The following is a 20,117-nucleotide window of genomic DNA, read 5'->3' as shown; positions in this document are numbered from 1 at the left end:
ATTTATATATGAGTAAAATAAACCAAATAGAACAAGAGTTATCTCAGATAGATGCTTCAAAATTTCACAAATTGATAAACACATATTTATCCAAAAAGTTTTCTTTTATGGTTCATTCAAACGGTACAAAGATAGGCGAAGATAAACCTATTTCAGGGACACCAGATAGTTTTGTGGCGCTAGAAGACGGGAATTATATCTTTGTAGAATGTACAACGCAAAAATCGGATATATTGTCTAAATTTTTAAAAGATTTAAAAAAATGTTTTGATGAAGCAAAAACTGGTATTAGTATCTCTAAAATAAAGAAAGTTATTCTAGCTTGTAATTGCGATATTAAGCCTAATGAATTAGAAATTTTACAAAAGTATTGTAATTCAAAAGATAAATTATTTTTTATAGGAATTTCAAGTCTAGCAAATGACTTGTATGTAAACTATTCTAAAATAGCATATGATTTTCTTAGCGTCAGCGTAGATACTATGCAGATATTAGACGAGAGCGATTTTGTTGCGGAGTATGAAAGCGGCGGCTATGCTACGCCACTAAACACGGTGCTGTGTTGTAGAGATAAAGAAGTGGCTGATATAGAATTTGCCTTAAAGGATAACCAAATAACGTTTATAACAGGAAAAGCCGGAGTTGGAAAAACAAGATTAACAATAGAGGTCGCACCTAAATTTGCTAAGGAAAATGGGTATAAATTTAAGGCCATTTTTAATAGAGGTGTCAATATTTACGATGATTTGATGGCGTATTTTAAAGTTGAAGATGAGAAATTCTTAATTTTTATTGATGATGTCAACAGGATTCATCAAGCACTTGGATATTTGTTTAACTCTTTTAACAAAAAAATTACAAATTCTCAAATTAAAATAGTTGCTACAGTTAGAGACTATGCTAAAGATATTATAGATAAAGTTCCAAGCAATATTAGTTACTCAGTTATTGAAATACAATCTATGCACAATATCTCAGTAAGTGAAATCATTTCTAGAAATTTTAAAAATATAGATCCTATACATAACGAAAAAATTTTAGAGATTTCACAAAATAATCCAAGAATGGCTTTTATGGCTTGTAAAATAGCTCAAAATGGATCTTTTGATGCTGTAAATAATACGTATGATTTATACAAAGAGTATTTTAAAAGTGCTGATAATGATATAAATATTTTTGGTGATATTGAGATTGAAAAAATAGTTGCGATAGTAGCATTTTTTAGAATGATCGACAGGCAAAACGATAAACAAGTGGAAGTTATAAAACAAGTCTTTGAGGTTGATATTGTTGCTATTTGGGATAAAATAGAAAAGCTTCATAGATATGAGATATTTGATATGTATGAAAATAGTGTCATTAAAGTATCAGATCAGATACTAGCATCCTATCTTTTTTATAAGACTGTATTTGTGGATAAAAGCCTAAAAATAAGTAGTTTTATAGTAATTTTTTTTCCAAACCATTCAGGCAAAATAAGAGATGTTTTAAATCAAATAGTGCCGGTTTTTGATATCAATTTAATCTTAAAAGAGCTAAAAGATCCTGTAGATAGATTATGGATAGAATATTCAGATAAATCATTGTTGGTGGGGCATGATGATAATCCAATAATAGAGTTTGTAGAAATTTTTTGGTATCTAAAAGAATCAGAAATACTAGAAAAACTACATGAAGAAATACAAGACTTAGAACAAGAGCATATAGATGTAAATACCATTGATATTTTTAAAAGTAGCGATAATAAATCAGATACTATACTATATATACTTTCTTTACTATCTAGGAGTAATGACGAAAATAATCTAAAGATCGCGATAGATCTAATAGTTATGTATCTAAATAAAAAGCCAAATAAAATACATGAAGTTATTTATACTTTGGTAAAAGATTTTGGATATGAGCTTAATAGCTATAGATATGGATACAAAAAAGAAAAGATAGTTATGGATAGGCTTTGGGAACTATCAAAAAATAGCGATACTTTGCTCCTAAGAAGACTCTTTATTGGGATTGCCAGCGAGATGTTAGGCACTGACTTTCAATATGCTAGATATCATGGTAGAACATTAAGTTTATACAACTATGCTCTTGTTCTAACACAAGCTTTGATTAATTTTAGAAAAACTATATTTGAAAGACTCGATGAGATTTTTAAAAATAATTATTTTTTAACAGACTTGAAAATGTTTATAAATATATACTCTAGAAAAAATAATATTTCAAATAGCACAAAAATAATAGAACGAGACAAAAAATACATATTAGCCTTGGCTACAAAATACTTTAATCCAAAGATTTATAAGCATTGTAAAATAGTAAGAAATTTTTTATCTTTTTTGGATAAAAATAACATTACATATGATAAAAGTATACAAACTCTATTTAAGCATAGTTATTTTGGTATAGATGATTTGTTGTGTACAAGTCCTTATAAAAATTTTAAAGGCAATGATATTGAACAAAACAAGGTGTATATAAAAAACAAGCTAATAGACTTTGTAAATAATAATAAAATAAAAGACAAGTGGCTAGAGCTACTTAATATATGCGTAGAAATTTATAATGCAATTGATGATAACGATACATATAGTTTTAAAAACAACTTTAGTATGTTGCTTGAAATTTTATCAAGTGATGACTCAGGGCTATTTATGGAGGTTTTAGGCGAGTATTTTAAGCTAGGCAATCCATTTTTATTATATTTAGATCGTCATATTCTTATAAAGATTTTGGGCAAAAATGGTGCTTTTGAGTTTATAGAAAAACAGAATTTTAAAGCAAAAGACTTTTGGAAATTTGGGATATTTGCAGCCATAGACGAAAACGATATCACTCAAGCGGATGTTAAGAATTTGCTTGATTTGTATAAAAGTGCCGATATTGCGAATATCCCACAATACTTTAACTATTTGCAAAAGTATGAAAATATCAAAAAAGACATTACACTAAAAATATTAAAAGTACTTTGTAATAGAGCTATCAGCAATAACAAATTTTTAATAACTATTGAGATGTTTTTCTACCAGTTTACTGGTATGTTAGATGAATATATCAAAACAGATAAAAAACTGATAGAAAAAACCTATTTTATGTGTCTAAAAGATATTGTAGATTTTGATTATGATGCTACAATTTTAAATAAATTTTTGAACGATGATTCTGATTTTATACACAGATATATAATTAATATATTAAATGCTCTTGGTAATTATGTCGCTAATATTGATATGAATACAGATTTTTCTATTCTGTTTAATAGAAAAGACCATGAAGAAATATTTTTAAAAATTATAGAAACTATACATAAAATCCCTGATAAGAAATTCATTTTTGGAAAAGGGGAATTTCTAAAATCATTTTTTATGGGATTTCATTCGCCATTATTAGATGCGCAAAAAACAATAAATATTATTAAGAAATTTATAGATAAATATTTTCTGGATAAAGAAAGGATGATATTTATATCTGGACTTCTTTGCGAATTTAATAACGATGAATCTGAAAATGCCGAGATTGATACTAGGGTACATCTATACACCTATATGGTTTCAAAAAATAGTGATTACGAGTTATTTAAAAGCTTAGAATTTGAGAAAAATTCAAGAACAGCCCATGGAAGCTGGGTGCCCGTAATACAAAGAGATATTGAATTTTATGAAAAACTAATGTCTATGATGAATACGGCAAACTTATTAAAACACAGGACTTTTATTAACGAGATGATTGATGATTTGAAAAGTCGTATTAATAGAGAAAAGAAATTTGATTTTATGGAAGATGAGCGATTTTATAGATATTAATTGGCAATAAAATAAATTAATATAGTTTTTTACAAAGTAAAGCTTCGACTAGTTTAAATAGTAATTACAGACAAGGTGGCTTTATCGTGTTATATTTGAAATTGGGGGGGGGGACTAAAAAGGCTTTGAACAGATAAAGGACATACCAAACTCCTATATGACTGCCGATGATGTAGAAGTCAGAGCTGGGAATAAAATCCTACTATGGTTGTTTGGGTTTCTATATTAATATCTACCTGATCAGATTAATTTTATTTATTTGTGCATATTAGTATTATGTTCCTAAATATTTAAGGATTAGAGACTAAAGACTAGTATGATTCACAAGAAAAGAAGAAATATATTGCCGCAAGGCTAGCAATCAAAAAGATATAGACTTTTAGCTGATACGTTTAGTTTTATAAGAGACTTTCATACCTCGCTGATGTTTGTTTTGCCTACCTCTCCAAACTATCATACCCTGACTTTACACTCTGTTCTTTAGTCTCTATCATATTCGATGGTTGTTTTGATTGCTCTACTCCAAAATTCTTATCAAGTCCTTGATCGTATAGCTCTTGCTTTATTATTTTTAGTGAGCCAAATGATATATAATCACAATTTAGATAGATACTATCTGTTTTATAACGCCCCTTTAGCTTATTAAAACCTTGCATATCTTGCCAATCTTTCATATAGGTTTTTATATTATAAATTAGGCCTTGATAGTTAACCTTAACTATATCTGGTAGGTATTTTTTAAAGTTTTCAGTTCTATTTATAAAAGCTAAATAGTATCTATTTATATCTAAATGGCCATCGATAGCTTTTACGAATCCTTCATATTCATTTTGTTTAAGTCTTAGCTTTTGAATGAGATCATCATCATAAAATCCAGTTTTTATCTTTCCGGCTGCTTCATAAAATTTATCTCTAATGTAGATATATGGAGTATAGTGTCTATTTTGGCTAAAAGAGTAGGCTGTGTTTTCTTCTGGCAGGTATAGGTATCTGCCGCTATTATTAAAAAGTATTTGATGATCTTTATATTTTTTAAACACAGTACTCTTGTCAAAGTATTCTATCAAGCTCTTTTATAGAAATCTTTGATGATATGGCTTGGTAGCTTGCTCTTTTAATATGTGAGTTGGTATCTTTTGGCTCATGACCAAGCTCATATTTTCTTAGATTTTGTAAATCTTCATATATGGCTTTAATATCCATATTATTAATGTCTGTTTTTAGGCTGGCATCTTCAATGGCTCTTGTATTATCAAAAGTTTTTCCACCAATGCTTATAACTTCAGATCCTGGCACTGGAGTGTAGTGAAATTTACTAGGATGCAAGCTGGAGTTATTTACTATGTCATATAACCCAAGCTCTCTTGTTATCTCTTTTATGTATTCATCATATTCATTTAAGCTTGGAGCATCTGTTGTGGGTATAATGAGTTTAAATTTCTCTACTTTTGTGTCTGGCGCTTGATAGGTGGTTGGGTATATGAAGCCTTTTATTCCTTTACTTTTTAGTAAATTTTGAGCATCATTTGCAGTAAATTTAGAGCTATCTATATCATATATAAGCGTAGGAGTTATGCTGTCAATACTGCTAGCTTCTTTGCCTTTATCTTTAAAACCTGCCACTGATATAGCTGAATAGTTTTTAAGTATTGATTTTAGATTGTATGGCTCTATTTGTATCGTTTCCCAGCTATTTAACACTTGAGTTTTTGGGTCTTTATTTGGCGTGCCAAAGTCACTACTTACACTTAATGTTATCTTTGGCTCATTTTTATTGGATTGAAGCTCTATAAGCATTTGCTCTAGCTCATTAACCACGTGAAATAATGCTCCTTTTCTGCCATTATAGACTATCTTACACATTAGATCAGTTAGATTATAAGTTCCCTTAAACTCATCTACACTTACTTTATATTTGTCATTTACTATTTTAGGTTTTGCGGTAATGTTAAATTTTGCATTGATCATAGGCAAAAATTCTCTTATATCCATTGCGTTAAGCCTCTTTGCTCTATCATAATAGTCTTTTTTGAAACTCTCATCTTCTTCTATCATTCTTAATAGATAATCAGCTGTAGAATTTCTAGCATCAGCTAGCAGCTCTTCAACACTTATATCCTGCTCTTTTGTATTAGCTTTTGGCTCGATCACTACATTTGTTTCTATCTTCATCTGTGTATCTTTTTCTTTGCCTTTCTTAACCTTTTGTGCTGCACTTTTAAAGCTTTCATATTGTTTTTTTAGTTGGTCTTCATCCATACTTAAAGGCTCTATATTATTTAATCCATACTTGTTAGATAAGATGTCATTAACTACTCTTTTAAATTTCTCTGCTGATTTAGCCATAACAGCTTTTATTTGTTGCTTGGCTACACCTTTTGTATATATAACTCCACCGGTTTTTACACTATGAGTAAATTTCATATTTTCAAAAGAGACTATTAGATGAACATGAGGCTCTCTTTTTAGTGGTTCACCATTTTTATGTTTCTTGTTTAATGTTCTATTTTCTAGTGCCCCTTCTGGGCGAGGAATATATGGCTCTTCTTTGATTATAGGCAGATGAGCTTCAGCATAAAAAAGTAGCTCATCTATGTCGTGATTTGGGAAAGTTAGCCTCAAAAAATCCATTATAAGCTCATCTATATTGCCACTTTCATATAGTCTGCTCCACTCCTCTGAAGTAAATGACAAGGATATATGATAGTAGTTATGTTTCTTATTCTTTTTCTTGCTCTGGTGCTTTTCAGACATCTCGATAAGATCTAAATTTCCAGCCAGTGGCAATCTATCATCTTTTTCATCTCTAGTTAGCTTCGAATCTCTTTTCTTGCCAGTTTTTAGATAATCAGCTATGCCTTTTTCTCCCTTTGAGATCTTAACTATCATAGCTACTCTTTATTAGGCTTAAAATTTCAGTTAGCACTGATTGAACTTTGTACAACTCTTCTTGTGTCTGCAGTATCGTTTTTAAATCTATATTGCCACTAGTCTTATAAGCTATATTTAGTTTCTTTGCTATTTGATTGATGTTATTAAAAGGTCTAGCAAAATATGTAATGATTGTTGGATATAACTCTTTCTTTTTTATGGATTCAGAATTTACAGTGCCATTATCTATAAGATAGGAAATGATTTCTGATTTTGACATATCTAACTCTAGAGCTATTTTAGATAACTTATCGTATTGTTGATAAGTGATCCTTGCGGAGAGCACCTTATCCTTGACATTTTTTGACATATGATATCCTTTCATAAAATGTGATAGCGAGATAAAGCGTTTTAAAGCTTCTTATATCTCGCATTGTAGCCCTCGGCAGAGCAAGATTATACAAGGTATGAAAACGAAGTGTCATACATTGTATGTGTCTTGCTATTAGAAAAATTTGCTTACTACTGAACATTACCGTCACCATTTTTGTTTAGCCATTTAGTAAAATCTTCACTAGCTTTTTGACCATCTTGGTTGTAGATATGGATAATAAAGCCTTGAAGATTAGATATGTTATAAAGTGCCTTATCTAGCTTGCTTTGTAGTGCAGATTTGGCTTCATTTGTCTTATGGCTATCATAAAACAAGTAGCCAAAAAAGAAGATCACTTCTATAAATACAAAGGCAATTAATATAGATATTATATTCTTCATCAAAGAGCTAAAAGATGAGTTGATCTTCGATATAGTTTTATCTGCACTTTTTAGAGTATTTTGAAAGTTGTCTTGAATCTCTTTTGTTGCATTTGTAAGTTCAGCACCTCCTTGCTCTATAAGCTCTATTTTTTCTTTAAAGCTTTTATCAAAGATATCTGCGGTTTGATTAAAAAGTTCAATATTATTTCTAATATTTTCACTAGCCTTATTGCCCATTTCGATATGTTCTTGTAGAGCAATTACGGCATTTGCCGCAACTGCTGTATCGCTACTCTTGATTGTTAGTGCCATTGCTTAGTTCCTCATCTTTTTTATCGTCTTCGTTGGGTACGAGAATATGACATGCATCAGATGGTTGATTGGCATTTGTTGCCTCATACTCTTTCCTCCATTTGGAAAACTCCTTATTTGATAGCTTTACGCTATAATGATTTTCGATTAGTAACTTGCATTCTTTGAATGTTGCTTTTTCTGCGAACAAGACTTCAATACAAGCTTGTTTAATCTCCTCTTTTTTCTTGTTTCTTCTAATGATTTTTAAATCATTTAAAATTATTTTTTTATTTGGCATTTTTTCTCCTTTTTGCCATTTAAAAAATCAAGAGACAGTAATAGCCATCTCACCAAATGGACATACCTATAGTGTGCCTTTTATTTTGATATGGTAGTTGTTGATAAGGTTTTTATTTAAGTAGTTTAAAAGTAGAGAACGATTACAATAGGAATGCTAATAACCTATCGCAGAAGCTCTCTTTTAAATACTTAAAATAGAGCTTCTGCTTTTAACTGGCTTTAATCATCTTAACCTCCTTTGGTTAAAAATATTTTATTTTTAAATTTGTGTATATTATAAGATATTTTGATGGCTAGATTGTTTAAGTGGTCAATAATTGTTGATTTTTGTTTTAGAAGCACGATATACCAAGTGGTTTTCCTGACTTTATAGCATAAAAATACTTATAAATTACTTAATGCTCGTATTTATATGAGAAATCTAAACAAAATCTCTTAAAATTACAGACTAAAGCTGACTTTTTTTGAGTATAAAAAATAAAAATGTCTTATTAATAACATGTATATTTTTAAAAAATAAATGAAAACTATTATATAATTATCAACTGCATTCTAGATAGCTCCTGAGCAACTTCTCAAATTTCACCCTTAGACACTCAAGCTCTTTTATCTTGATAAATGGGAGCCAATATTTGACCATACGCAGGATCTCGTAATACTTATGTAGTCTATCTCTATTTTTGTGTTTTATTGCCAGGAGATATGAACGAATCATAATCATCAAAAATATTTTTTAGCCTATATTCAATAGTTACAAGTGCCATTTCTACTATACATCAATACTCATTTTATTTAAGTCATGATAAAAAATTAACCCAGTAGAGTGACAGATTATATCATAGTAGATGATTCGTTAAAAAATTTTACTTGTTTTTTAAAATTTTACAAAAAACGTGTTAAAATTACTGCGAGCTTAAAAATTTGCTACATAAAATTTTATTTTGCTACAAACATTAAGCTATATTTTATGAAAGGTGACTGCAATATAATATTGTAGGAATATCGAAGTTTAGGTATCTATGGTGTCACGGGGGAGACTTGAACTCCCGACCTCCGGCTTATGAGACCAGCGCTCTAACCAGCTGAGCTACCGTGACACTTTAAAATAAGTTTCGGATTATATAATTTTTAAACTTATTTGTAGATAAAAAATATCTTTACCCACAAACACAAAGTAAAAGCACCAAGAATCGATAAAACGTCTATTTTACGAAATAATTTTGAGCTAGAGATTTATCCTCAGGTGTGATACTAAATTTCTCTCCAGCGATGCTAACTTCAAATTTATTTTCTCTACTTGCTTTTGTATAAGCTAATGCAAGCCTTGCGGCCAGCTCTTTGTCAGCTTTACTAGCGTTTTTGCTTATGAAGCTAACGGCTCCTACGATATCATCACTCTCTTTAAAATTTACTTGATCAAATTTATCGTTTGGATGAGCCAAAAGTGCGTTATTATCGCTCTCGTCACGTCCTATTATCATTTTAGCACCATCTGGTAAGCGCAGATGCCTACCAAGCTTTAGCCACACGACATCGATACCTCGCATCTCTTTATCAAAATTTAGATAATCCTTTATCTTCACAGCAAAGCTCTCGATCGTTAGCAAACACCCGCCTCCAGGCGTTGCAAAGTCCTCAAAGCCAAATTCCTTTGCCAAAGCAAGCTGCGGCTTTCTATCGCGCCCGCTTATATCAAGCAGCTTCTCTCTATCGACCCAGCCCTCGCGCTCTGGCTTTGTTGGTGGCAAAAGCTTAGCGCACATCGGACGAAGCACCAAATCATCCTCGTCATCAGCTAGGCGCTTAACTTGAAAGAGTGCATCTCTTCGCTGACTCATCGGCCTTTGACCCAAAACTTCGCCTGTGATGATGAAATTTGCATTTTCACTTTTTAGCATATTAAGAGCTGTTTTAAACATATATCCGTGACAATCAATACAAGGGTTAAACTGCTTACCATAGCCGTATTTTGGGTTAAAGAGTACATCACGAAGATACTCATTTCTCATATCAACCACTTTTAAACTAGCCCCAGCCAAAGCTGCACGGCGTCTTAAAATTTCATGTTTTTCTTCATCTACGCCAAATCCAGTATCCATATAAAGTGCGACCACTTCGATATTTTGATCGCTTATTATTTTCATAGAGAGCATGCTGTCAAGCCCTCCGCTAAACAAAGCTAAAGCCTTCATTTTTGTCCTGAAAGTAAAATTTAAAGCCTAAATTTACTAAATCTAGGCTTTTATGAAGTTTATTTAGCAGCGTTAATTATGATTTTTTTAATGACTTCGCTTGAGGCTTTTAGGCTGCTAACTGGCAAGTACTCGAAGATAGAGTGAAAGTTGTTTGCCCCTGTGAATAAATTTAGCGTTGGCACGCCCTTTGCAGAGATCGCAGCGCCGTCGTATCCGCCACGCATCGGCTTTATGTTTGGCGTGATATTTAGCTCGCTAAAGGCATCTTTTGCTAATTTTATAGGCAGTGAGTTTTCATCTTTTAAAAATTTAAAGACATTTTCATAGCGTGTTTTTAGCGTGATCTCACAACGCTCACCATAAATTTTGTTAAAAGAATTTGCCATATCGCTTAAAAACTCAAGCCTTTTTTGAAATTTCACCTCGTCAAATTCTCTTATGTCGATCTTAAGCGTCGTTTTCGCACTATTTCCGCTAAGCTCTTTTACCCAGAAATAGCCCTCCTTGCCCTCGGTGCACTCTGGCACTTCGCCACCTGGCAAAAGCGAGATAAATTTATGCGCAAGAAGGAGCGAATTTACAAGCTTACCCTTTGCGTTCATCGGATGAGCCGAAACGCCTTTAAAGACCATTGTGCAGTCAGCCGCGTTCCAGTTTTCATATATTAGCTCGCCTATCTCGCAGCAGTCTAAGCAGTAACCAAAATCAGCTCCCAGTAAATTTACATCAAGCGCCTTTGCACCAAGCAAGCCCTGCTCCTCATCAGGCACAAAGCAGACCACGATCTTGCCGTGCTTGACCTCAGGATTTTGCATGAAAAAGCTAGCCATATTTACGATACTAGCGATTGCCGCCTTATCATCAGCCCCAAGCAAGCTAGTGCCGTCAGTCACAACTATGTCGTCGCCAACGTACTTTTTAAGCTCTGGGTTATCGCTAAATTTTAGATAAATTCCCTCCTCTTTGTTTAGGCAGATGTCGCCGCCTGTGTATTTTACTATCTTAGCTTTAGTATCATTTTTTTGCTCACTACTTGTATCTAAATGCCCAAAAAAGGCGATACTTGGAGCATTTTCGCAGTTTGCAGGAATTTTTGCTATCAAGATAGCATTGTCTTGTAAGATGATATCTTTTATGCCTAGCGAGCTAAGCTCTTCTTTTAAAAACTTAGCCAGCTCATACTCGGTTGGATTAGAAGGCATAACGCCTTTTAATCCATTTTCTTTATTTGTTGTGGTGTTAAATTTTGTATAGTTTAAAAATCTCTCTACGATATCCATTTTTAATCCTTTTAGATGACAAAAAATGCGATCGCCACAACAGAGATAAACATACCTAAAAATGTTCTTTTAGCGATTTCAACTGGGCTAACCATCGCAATGCCTGCACAAACGATAGCAGCACCAGCGATTGGAGAAGCCGATCTACCTAAAGCACCAGCAATAGCTGCTGCCATACCAAGCTTATCTTGTTCAAAGCCAAGTGCAGCGGCATTTGTTGTGACAGCTTCGTTAAATGCAAATGTAGCAGCGTCGCCTGAACCTGTAACTATACCCATGATAAATGGCACAAACGTTCCGCCAAATTTAACGTAACTTTGATCTGTTTTTAACCATGCGATGACCACATCAACGGCTCCACATGCCTTTAGGCCAGCGACAAAGACACCAGCTGCAATGATGATGCCCATAACATCAGCATAAGCGTGGCCCATTCCGTTAAAAAATTCTTTTGTGATCTTTTGCGGATTTGTAAGCGTAGCAAAGATAGCTATGATGGCACCTAGTATCATCGCCTCAGCAACGCCCATCTTTGTCCATGCAAGAAAGCTATAATCTTTCGCAAGACTTGTTCCACCAATAACCAAGATAACAAGTGGAACTAGAGGCATAATGGCGTAGATGAAATTTACTTTAAATAGTGGCTTCTCTTCGCTAGTGGTACTACTTTCAAGAGTAAAATTTGTATTTTTTTGATAGTCTTTAAGCAGTATCGCAACAATAACTAATGCGATCATTACGATAACAAGAGCAGTAAATGCACTTGGAATTTGTACTTTTATGACATCTTGAACTGTGTAGCCCTCAACCGTTTTTTTAACAAGATCAGCTACATAGACGTTGTGAGCCGATCCCGGGCTTAAAACTCCACCAAATGTACCCGCAAAAACAGCAGCACCAGCCATAGCTGGGCGGATACCTGAAGCCATTAGAAGCGGTATAAGTGTCGCACCAACAGCAGCGGAGCATCCTGCAGCTGAAGGGATAGCGATATTTATAAAATAAGTTAGCACGGTTGTTGCGGGGATCAATATAAAACCCACATTTTTAAGTGGCTTTGTAAGAAGTGCGACAAGGTGTTTATCGCACATTGTGTATTTCATAACAAATGCAAAACCCATACTTGCACAAATCGCCTTTATAAGCCCTGCTTTAGTCATATAGTCAGTAAAAGCACTTAGTGCCCCCATAGGTTTTAGTGCGATTATACAAAGCACCAAACCAATACCTATTAGCACCGTTCTTGTCTCTTTTTTTAAGACAAGAAGTGCTACAACAGCTGCGATGCCAAGAATGGCAGCAATTAGCTTAAATGTTTCCATACCTCTCTCCTTGCTTAGATTTTAAATTTAGTTCCAACTTCTATTTTTTCTATCTCTTTTTGATACTCAAATTTTAAAATTTCACTGTGTCCTATGACCTGGGCCTCGCTATCCTCTATGAGTAAAGCCGTACCTTCAGGTAGTGCGTAAATGGTCTCTTTTGGATTAGCTATTAAAAATTCCTCCAATCTCTCCTCCCTGCTCTCACCGTTATGACCTGCTAGCTTGCCACTTATGAAGTGCGGATTGATCTGATATGGGAAGATATTTAAGCTATCAAAGGACTTTGGCATGATGATAGGCATATCATTTGTCGTCATCATCGTCTTGCCAGCTATGTTTGCACCAGCTGACCAGCCAAAGTATTTTGCGCCATTTGCCACAGCTTCTTTTATAGGCTCGACTAAATTTAGCTTATAAAGAGTGTAAAGCAGCATAAAGGTATTTCCGCCGCCAACTGCGATACTGCTAGCATTTTTGATAGCTGAAATTTTATCTTCGTAGTGATGGATTGATTTTATATTGCTATTTTTTAATCTATCAATTACTTTTTGCTCATACTCATCATTTGTTCGCCTAACTCCAGCGTAAGGGATAAATAAAATTTCTTCCTTGCCGCATTCACCTAAAAATTCCTTAACCCAGTTTTTGCAGTGCCTTAAATAGCCAGTATCTTGATAGCTTGAAGCACTGATTAGTAAAGCATTTTTCATTTTTTTACTCCATTTAGTTTGTAAGCAGATCTTAGATAGACATCAACTCCAGCCACCAAGCACTCCTCATCAAAGTCAAATTTGCAGTTGTGATGGCCTGCTTTTAAATTTGTGCCGATCATCATATAGCCACTCTTTGCGCCCCTATCTTGCAAGGCTCTCATAAAATGAGCAAAATCTTCGCAAGCACCAAAATCAAGCTCTTTTACGATCTTATCGTCATCTATAAATGGACTCTCTTTTGCTGCTTCATAGAAAATTTCAGTTACTTCTTTGTCGCTATCGGCTCCGTTTGTACCGCCAGTTTTTACGACTTTGCTCTCTACGCTATAAATTTCGCTCACACCTTTAACGATATCCATACATTTTTCATACATAAAATCATTTAAATTTGTGTCTTCGCCCCTTGTTTCGCAAGCTAGATAGCCATTTGGAGCGATGACGTTTCTGCCTTCACCTGCTTTTAAAACGCCTACGTTTATCCTAGTCACGCCTTTTGCATGTCTTGTGATGCCATGCATGCTTAACGCCATTTGAGATGCAGCTAAAAGTGCATTTGCGCCATCTTGCGGTGCTCCTGCTGCGTGAGCTGAACGACCTGTGATATGCACGTCAAATTTTGAAGTTGCAAGTAGCTTATTTGTTCCACAGATGATGCCTCTATTGGTTTTTGCTTGAAAGCCGATATGACCGCCCAATAGATACTCTACACCATCAAGCACACTAGCGGCTTCCATGGCCACAGCACCTCTTGTGCCCTCTTCTGCAGTTTGGAAGATAAATTTAAATTTACCGTTAAACTCATCTAAATTTTCAGCTATAAGTTTTGCTACACCAAGACCTATCGATATATGACCATCATGCCCACAAGCATGCGTGATACCAGCGATATCTGCACCAAAGCCATCTTTAAAAGGTCTGTGATCAGCGTCTGCGCTCTCTGTCACATCGACGCTATCAATGTCAAATCTAAATGCTGTAAATTTACCAGGCCTTTTCGTATCTATAAAAGCAGTTAGGCCAGTTAAGCCATCTTTCATATAAGGAAGATATTTTGCCTCTTCAGGACTTAGGAGTTTTTTGGCCCTTTCTATTGCTTTTTCGCATTGCTCTTTTGAGCCAAGTCCAAGCCTTGCATCGGCTTTAACGACTTTTTCACCAAGGCTTATTTCATAACCAAGATCGCTAAGCCTCTTTGCTAGCACAGCGGTTGTAAAAAATGTAAACCAGCCAGTCTCTGGATGTGAGTGAAAATACCTGCGATCCTTGATCAGCTCATCTTTTAAAGAAAGAGCCAAATTTGCTATCTTATCCATAGGTTTCTCCTTATTCATTTGATAGTTTAATTAGTGCATTTGTTAAAATTTCTGTAGCTTTGAAAGCATCATCAAAATTTATAGCTTCTGCTATATTGTGACTAATGCCGCCGACACAAGGTATAAAAAGCATGCCAACACTACTTGCAAGTTTTGTTAGATTCATCGCATCGTGTCCAGCTCCACTTGGCAAAGTAAGCGTTTTTATGCCCAGTTTAGCAGCCTCTTCGCTTAGTAAATTTATAGCATGCTCACTAAGTTTTACTGGCTCATCACTGCTTAGTTCTCTTATCTCATAACTAAATTTTAGCTCACCACTTAGCTCTTTTATAAAATTTCTAAGCTCTAAATTTAGCTCTTCTAGGCTTGCCTTATCAATATCTCTTAGATCAACTCCAAGCCTTGCCTCACCTGGTACGACATTTAAAACGCCTGGCTTTGCATGTGCGTAACCAACAGTAGCCACAGCTGTTTTTTTGTTTTTAGCAAATTTATTGGCAGCAATTATGATGTGTGAAGCAGCCAGCAAAGCGTCACTACGCATATTCATCGGCGTTGCACCGCTGTGATCTGCCTTACCATGAATAATAATTTCAAATCTAATAGGAGCGGCGATACCGCTTACTATGCCAACGCTTATGCCGCTTCGCTCAAGCACTGGGCCTTGTTCAATGTGAAGTTCTAAATATGAATGAATTGAGTGTTCTTTTAAAAGAGAATCATTTAAATTTTGTGGCTCAAGTCCAAATTTACTCATCGCTTCAAAAAGCGAAATGCCATCTTCGTCTTTTAGCTCATGAAGCCTTTGCAAACCAAGTTTGCCGCTTATTATCTTGCTGCCAATGGTCGCTGTCTTAAACCTGCTTGACTCTTCACAGCAAAAATTTATCAGCCAAAGCGGACGCTTTAGTTTAATGCCAGCTTCTTTTATCGAGGTTAATGCTTCAAGTCCTGCCATAACGCCAAGCGTGCCATCATAAAAGCCACCATTTGGCACGCTATCTATGTGAGAGCCCACACAAACTGGCTTCTCGCCTGGCTCACAGCCATCATCATATATGGCAAAAATATTGCCAACATTGTCAATTTTAAGTTTAAAGCCATTTTCTTCTATTAAATTTATAAGAAAATTTCTAGCTTCCAAGTCTTCTTTGCTAAATGCAAGCCTTGTTAGCCCTCCACCTGTTAATGCTCCAAATCTGCTTATAGCATTAAAATTCGCCTCAAATCTTTTAAAATTTATCATAATAAATCCTTAAAAATAAAACTAATCTTAAAAATATTTATTACTTTGAACATTTTACATTTAGTTTTATGATTTAAAGCTGAATAAGTGTTAAATTTTGAAATCTAATTTTTTTGTAGCTTGTTGTGTAAGCCTTTAATGATCTCTGAAATTTTTTGCATTATTTCGATTTTATTTGGTTTTTGTGATTTTCTAGTATCTTCGCGAAACTTCTCATAGTATTTTAGTTTTAGCTTTAAAATGGCCTCTTTAAGGCTATCTTCACTAGAAGCTACATTTGAGCTTTCATCAACATAAATTTCTCTAACAAGCACCGCATTATCTTCAATATTTGGCAATAAAATAGCCTGAAAATAATCTTTATGATGCAAGAAGAATTTCTCCTCAAGCTCGTTTAAAACGATAGCTTCGTAATTTTTATTTGCTAGCATGCTCTTTAAAACGCTAAATTCCAAAATATCAGTTTTATCTTTTTTTTGAGCCACTTGTTTATTTGTCGTTGTAGCATTTGTAAAATTTTGATCTTGTCTATTTATATATCTTTGTCCGTGAAGACTAAAAGTATTTAGCTCTATTTTGAGTAAATTTGAGACCAGTAATTCGTAGCTTTTTGCGATTATTGGCTTTAGAGAATTTGTAAATTCCACTATCTCTTCTAAGCATTTTTGCTTTTGCACTGGGCGTGTAATATCATATTTTTTTACAATTTGCTCGATATAAAACTCGCCAAGCTCAGTCCCAGAGCCAAACATCTCTTTTAGCTCGTCGCTTCTACCTGCAAATACCATATCCGCAGGGTCTGCACCATCTTTTATGATTACAACGCTTCCATCTATTTCGTTTTGCACTAAAAGACGAGATGATTTTATAGCGGCATTTATACCAGCCGAGTCACCATCAAAACAAAGCACTACGCTTATCTCGCCTCTTTTTAAAAGTGGTAAGTGATTAGTCGTAAGTGCAGTCCCAAGCACAGCAACGGCGTTTGTAAAGCCTGCAAAGTGCAGCATGATAACATCTAGATATCCCTCTGTGATGATGATCTGCTTCTTTTCAAAAATACTTTGTCTGGCTAAGTGGTAGCCGTAAAGCAGCTTTGACTTGTCAAAAACTATGCTTTGTGGAGAATTTACATATTTTGCAGGATGATCTGAGATCGTTCTGCCACCAAAGCCGACTAGTTTTGCTGTATGTGCATATATGGGAAATGTGATACGCTCGATAAAACTAGCATAAATTCCCTTCTCGTTTTGCTTTACGATTCCAACTTCAAGCGCCTCTTTTGGCTCGATATTTTCATTTTGTAAAAGCCTAATGGTACTAGCGCTCTCCCCTGCCCAGCCAAGCTCAAATTTCTCGATCATCGCGTCATTTATGCCACGAGAATAGATATATCTCACAGCGGCTTCATGCTTGAAAAATTCACTCCTATAAAAGGCATTTGCCTTTTCCAAAATGTGCTTATTTTCTTTTTGTGTTGGGGCTTTGTCGCTTGTGTATTCGAGGCTAAAATTTACAAGACTAGCTATTCTTTCAATGGCTTCTGGATAGGTTAATTTCTCATAATCCATTACAAATTTAATCGCATCTCCACCAGCCTTGCAAGCAAAACAGTGAAAAATTTGCTTGCTTTGGCTTATGCTCATGCTAGGATTTCTATCGTCGTGAAATGGGCAGACGCATTTATAGTTTGCACCCATTTTTTTAACTGGCAAAAAGTGTTCTATAATGTCAACGATATCGATTTGATTTTTGAGTTTTTCTATGGATTTTGGATCTATCATAAGCAAAATTATACAACCGCTTTGTTATAATTAAAGTAAAATTTTATTACAAAGTATGAGCGTGGATATTTTTTTCATTGGGCACAGAGATCCGATATTTAGCCTTATTATTTTATTTAGCATTATTTTGATGATAGCTGCATTAAGCTATGCTTGGGGTATCTTTTCAAGCAAAGATGAGAAAAAAAGAATCGAAAAATTTATAAGAAAATTTGATAGCAAAGATGGCATAAGTAGCGAGCATAAGCAGATGCTACAAAGCCCAGAGATAGACGCTCAAAGCCTTTGCATGCTAGGGCAAACTTTTGCTAAAAATGGTGATTTTGAAAAATCAATTAGTGTTTACCTCATAGCACTTGGCAAAGTTAGAGATAAAAATGAAAAAGAATTTATCCTAAACGAGCTTGGAGAGGTCTATTTTAAGGCTGGATTTTTAAAAAAAGCTAGCGAAGTCTTTGAAAAAGTGCTTGAACTAAGCCCAAGAAATGTGCTTGCACTTCGCTTTTTAACGATGATAGATGAAAAACTTAAAAACTACAAGGAAGCTCTTTATGCGCTAAATTCTCTTGAAGAGCTTGGTGTAAATGTAAAAGATCAAAAGGCCTATATAAAGGCTATTAGCACGCTTGATGATAGAAATTTAAGCTTTAATGAAAAGGTAGAAATTCTCTCCCACCTTAGCCAAAATTTTGAGCTTTTAAAACGCATGATCTTAGCACTTTTCATAAGGCACAATGAAAATTTAGAAAATTTAAAAGATTTTGCTCGTTTTGAAGATGTGATCGATCTGCTTTACAACCTAAAAACGCCTATAAATTTAAGCGATCCAAAATATAAATCGCTCTTTTACGCAAAGGGCGATATAGAAGGTCCATGTGAAATTTACGGCTTTGAGCTAAACGTCATCAAAAAACTAAAAGACGCTAAATTTGACGCGGCTGGGTTAAGCTTTAACTACGTTTGCAAGAGCTGCAAAAACTCATTTCCTATGCACTTTTACCGCTGCCCGGTCTGCCACGAACTAGGAAGTGTCAAAATTTTATCCCACATCACAGAAAAACCAAGTGAAGATAGTAACACTTTTTAGCGACGGCTCGTGCCTTGGAAACCCTGGAGCTGGCGGCTGGGCATATATATTGAGATTTAACGAAGCGCAGAAAAAAGCAAGCGGCGGAGAGGCATTTACTACAAATAATCAAATGGAGCTAAAAGCTGCGATAATGGGGCTAAAAGCGCTAAAAGAGCCCTGCGAGGTAAGGCTTTTTACCGATAGCTCATACGTGGTAAATAGCATAAATGAGTGGCTTTCTAACTGGCAAAAGAGAAATTTTAAAAATGTAAAAAATGTAGAGCTTTGGCAGGAGTATTTAGAAATTTCAAGGCCTCACAAAGTCGTGGCAAGCTGGGTTAAGGGGCACGCTGGACACCCTGAAAACGAGGAATGCGACCAGATGGCAAGAGATGAGGCATTAAAAATAAAAGATGAGAATGAAAGATGAAAATTTTAGAAGAATTTGAAAAGAATCTTGGATATAAATTTAAAAAAACTGAACTTTTAGAAGAGGCGCTAACGCATAAAAGCACCAAACAGGCGTTAAATAACGAAAGACTCGAATTTTTAGGTGATGCGGTGATGGATCTGCTGGTGGCTGAGTATCTTTTTAAAAAATTTAGCAAGATCGCAGAGGGCGACATGAGTAAGCTAAGAGCTGCGCTTGTAAATGAAAAAAGCTTTGCAAATATGGCAAGGCATCTAAAAATGGGTAAATTTTTAAGGCTAAGCACGGCTGAAGAGAACAATGGCGGACGCGAGAAAGATAGCATTTTAAGCGACGCATTTGAGGCTGTGATGGGCGCTATCTACCTTGAGGCTGGACTTGATAAAGTGCGAGAAATTTCGATCGCCCTGCTTGAACTTTGCTATCCGCAAATAGATTTTGCTCACCTTGAAAAGGACTACAAAACCGCTCTTCAAGAGGTCACTCAGGCTAGTCTTGGTGTCATACCATCGTACGAACTCATAGGCACGTCAGGTCCTGATCACAAGAAAGAATTTGAGATAGCCTTGCTACTAAATGGCAAAGAAATTTCACGTGCCGTTGGCAGCTCTAAAAAGCAAGCCCAACAGCTTGCAGCAAAAATCGCACTAGAAAAAATCAAAAAATAGGAAAAATTTTGAATACATTTGGTAAAAAACTAACCTTAACAACCTTTGGCGAGAGCCACGGGGTGGCGCT

16 protein-coding genes and 1 tRNA gene are annotated in these 20,117 nt (G+C 34.8%); 4 read left to right on the top strand and 13 right to left on the bottom strand.

Going from position 1 to position 20,117, the window contains the following annotated elements; genetic code table 11:
* The first annotated feature begins 8 nt into the window (after positions 1-8).
* Positions 9-3,803, top strand: coding sequence for an ATP-binding protein (locus tag TH67_RS01865; RefSeq protein ID WP_072594110.1), 3,795 nt, complete (start codon positions 9-11; stop codon positions 3,801-3,803).
* 437 nt (positions 3,804-4,240) lie between these two features.
* On the opposite strand, the gene TH67_RS10550 is transcribed toward TH67_RS01865, so the two are convergent.
* From TH67_RS10550 to dnaG, 13 genes are all read right to left on the bottom strand, one after another.
* Positions 4,241-4,870 carry a hypothetical protein gene (locus TH67_RS10550; RefSeq protein ID WP_257638014.1) on the bottom strand — a complete coding sequence of 210 codons (630 nt, stop codon included), beginning with the start codon at positions 4,868-4,870 and terminating at the stop codon, positions 4,241-4,243.
* Positions 4,854-6,692 (bottom strand): aminotransferase, encoded by a 1,839-nt coding sequence (locus TH67_RS01860; protein WP_257638013.1) that lies wholly within the window; start codon positions 6,690-6,692, stop codon positions 4,854-4,856. Before TH67_RS01860 ends, TH67_RS10550 begins: the two co-directional genes overlap by 17 nt.
* Complete coding sequence (gene mobC / locus TH67_RS01855; RefSeq protein WP_054195894.1) at positions 6,682-7,044, bottom strand: plasmid mobilization relaxosome protein MobC; 363 nt, start codon at positions 7,042-7,044, stop codon at positions 6,682-6,684. The genes TH67_RS01860 and mobC overlap by 11 nt, the downstream gene beginning before the upstream one ends.
* 152 nt (positions 7,045-7,196) lie before the next feature.
* On the bottom strand, positions 7,197-7,742 hold the full coding sequence (locus tag TH67_RS01850; RefSeq protein ID WP_072594109.1) for a hypothetical protein: 546 nt from the start codon (positions 7,740-7,742) through the stop codon (positions 7,197-7,199).
* Entirely contained in the window at positions 7,720-8,022 is a 303-nt protein-coding gene (locus TH67_RS01845; RefSeq protein ID WP_072594108.1) for a hypothetical protein, read from the bottom strand. Before TH67_RS01845 ends, TH67_RS01850 begins: the two co-directional genes overlap by 23 nt.
* Positions 8,023-9,044: 1,022 nt before the next feature.
* Positions 9,045-9,121, bottom strand: a tRNA-Met gene (locus TH67_RS01840).
* Between the two features lie 105 nt (positions 9,122-9,226).
* Entirely contained in the window at positions 9,227-10,216 is a 990-nt protein-coding gene (locus tag TH67_RS01835) for an argininosuccinate synthase domain-containing protein (protein WP_072594107.1), read from the bottom strand.
* Between the two features lie 59 nt (positions 10,217-10,275).
* Positions 10,276-11,499 carry a peptidase T gene (gene pepT, locus TH67_RS01830; protein ID WP_072594106.1) on the bottom strand — a complete coding sequence of 408 codons (1,224 nt, stop codon included), beginning with the start codon at positions 11,497-11,499 and terminating at the stop codon, positions 10,276-10,278.
* 11 nt (positions 11,500-11,510) lie between these two features.
* The gene (gene dcuC / locus TH67_RS01825; protein WP_072594105.1) at positions 11,511-12,821 is read right to left on the bottom strand and encodes a C4-dicarboxylate transporter DcuC; all 1,311 of its coding nucleotides are present in this window, start codon (positions 12,819-12,821) and stop codon (positions 11,511-11,513) included.
* A 14-nt stretch (positions 12,822-12,835) separates the two neighbouring features.
* On the bottom strand, positions 12,836-13,534 hold the full coding sequence (pepE, locus tag TH67_RS01820) for a dipeptidase PepE (RefSeq protein ID WP_072594104.1): 699 nt from the start codon (positions 13,532-13,534) through the stop codon (positions 12,836-12,838).
* Positions 13,531-14,850 carry an amidohydrolase gene (locus TH67_RS01815; RefSeq protein ID WP_072594103.1) on the bottom strand — a complete coding sequence of 440 codons (1,320 nt, stop codon included), beginning with the start codon at positions 14,848-14,850 and terminating at the stop codon, positions 13,531-13,533. Before TH67_RS01815 ends, pepE begins: the two co-directional genes overlap by 4 nt.
* 10 nt (positions 14,851-14,860) lie before the next feature.
* Positions 14,861-16,096 carry a M20 family metallo-hydrolase gene (locus tag TH67_RS01810; RefSeq protein ID WP_072594102.1) on the bottom strand — a complete coding sequence of 412 codons (1,236 nt, stop codon included), beginning with the start codon at positions 16,094-16,096 and terminating at the stop codon, positions 14,861-14,863.
* Between the two features lie 104 nt (positions 16,097-16,200).
* Positions 16,201-17,880: a DNA primase gene (gene dnaG, locus TH67_RS01805; RefSeq protein WP_072594101.1), complete on the bottom strand. Its 1,680-nt coding sequence runs from the start codon at positions 17,878-17,880 to the stop codon at positions 16,201-16,203.
* A 55-nt stretch (positions 17,881-17,935) separates the two neighbouring features.
* Here dnaG and TH67_RS01800 point away from each other — a divergent pair, with 55 nt between their 5' ends.
* Genes TH67_RS01800 through rnc form a run of 3 tightly spaced genes read left to right on the top strand, consistent with a single transcriptional unit; the run spans position 17,936 to position 20,047 of the window.
* A complete protein-coding gene (locus TH67_RS01800; RefSeq protein WP_257638012.1) occupies positions 17,936-18,967 on the top strand; it encodes a tetratricopeptide repeat protein in 1,032 nt (343 codons plus the stop codon).
* Positions 18,945-19,379: a ribonuclease HI gene (rnhA, locus tag TH67_RS01795; protein ID WP_072594099.1), complete on the top strand. Its 435-nt coding sequence runs from the start codon at positions 18,945-18,947 to the stop codon at positions 19,377-19,379. The genes TH67_RS01800 and rnhA overlap by 23 nt, the downstream gene beginning before the upstream one ends.
* A complete protein-coding gene (rnc, locus tag TH67_RS01790; protein WP_072594098.1) occupies positions 19,376-20,047 on the top strand; it encodes a ribonuclease III in 672 nt (223 codons plus the stop codon). Before rnhA ends, rnc begins: the two co-directional genes overlap by 4 nt.
* The last annotated feature ends 70 nt before the right edge of the window (positions 20,048-20,117 follow it).

Source organism: Campylobacter concisus, from assembly GCF_001891085.1.
Lineage (GTDB): Bacteria > Campylobacterota > Campylobacteria > Campylobacterales > Campylobacteraceae > Campylobacter_A > Campylobacter_A concisus_O.
This window is presented reverse-complemented; position numbering and strand designations above follow the sequence as displayed.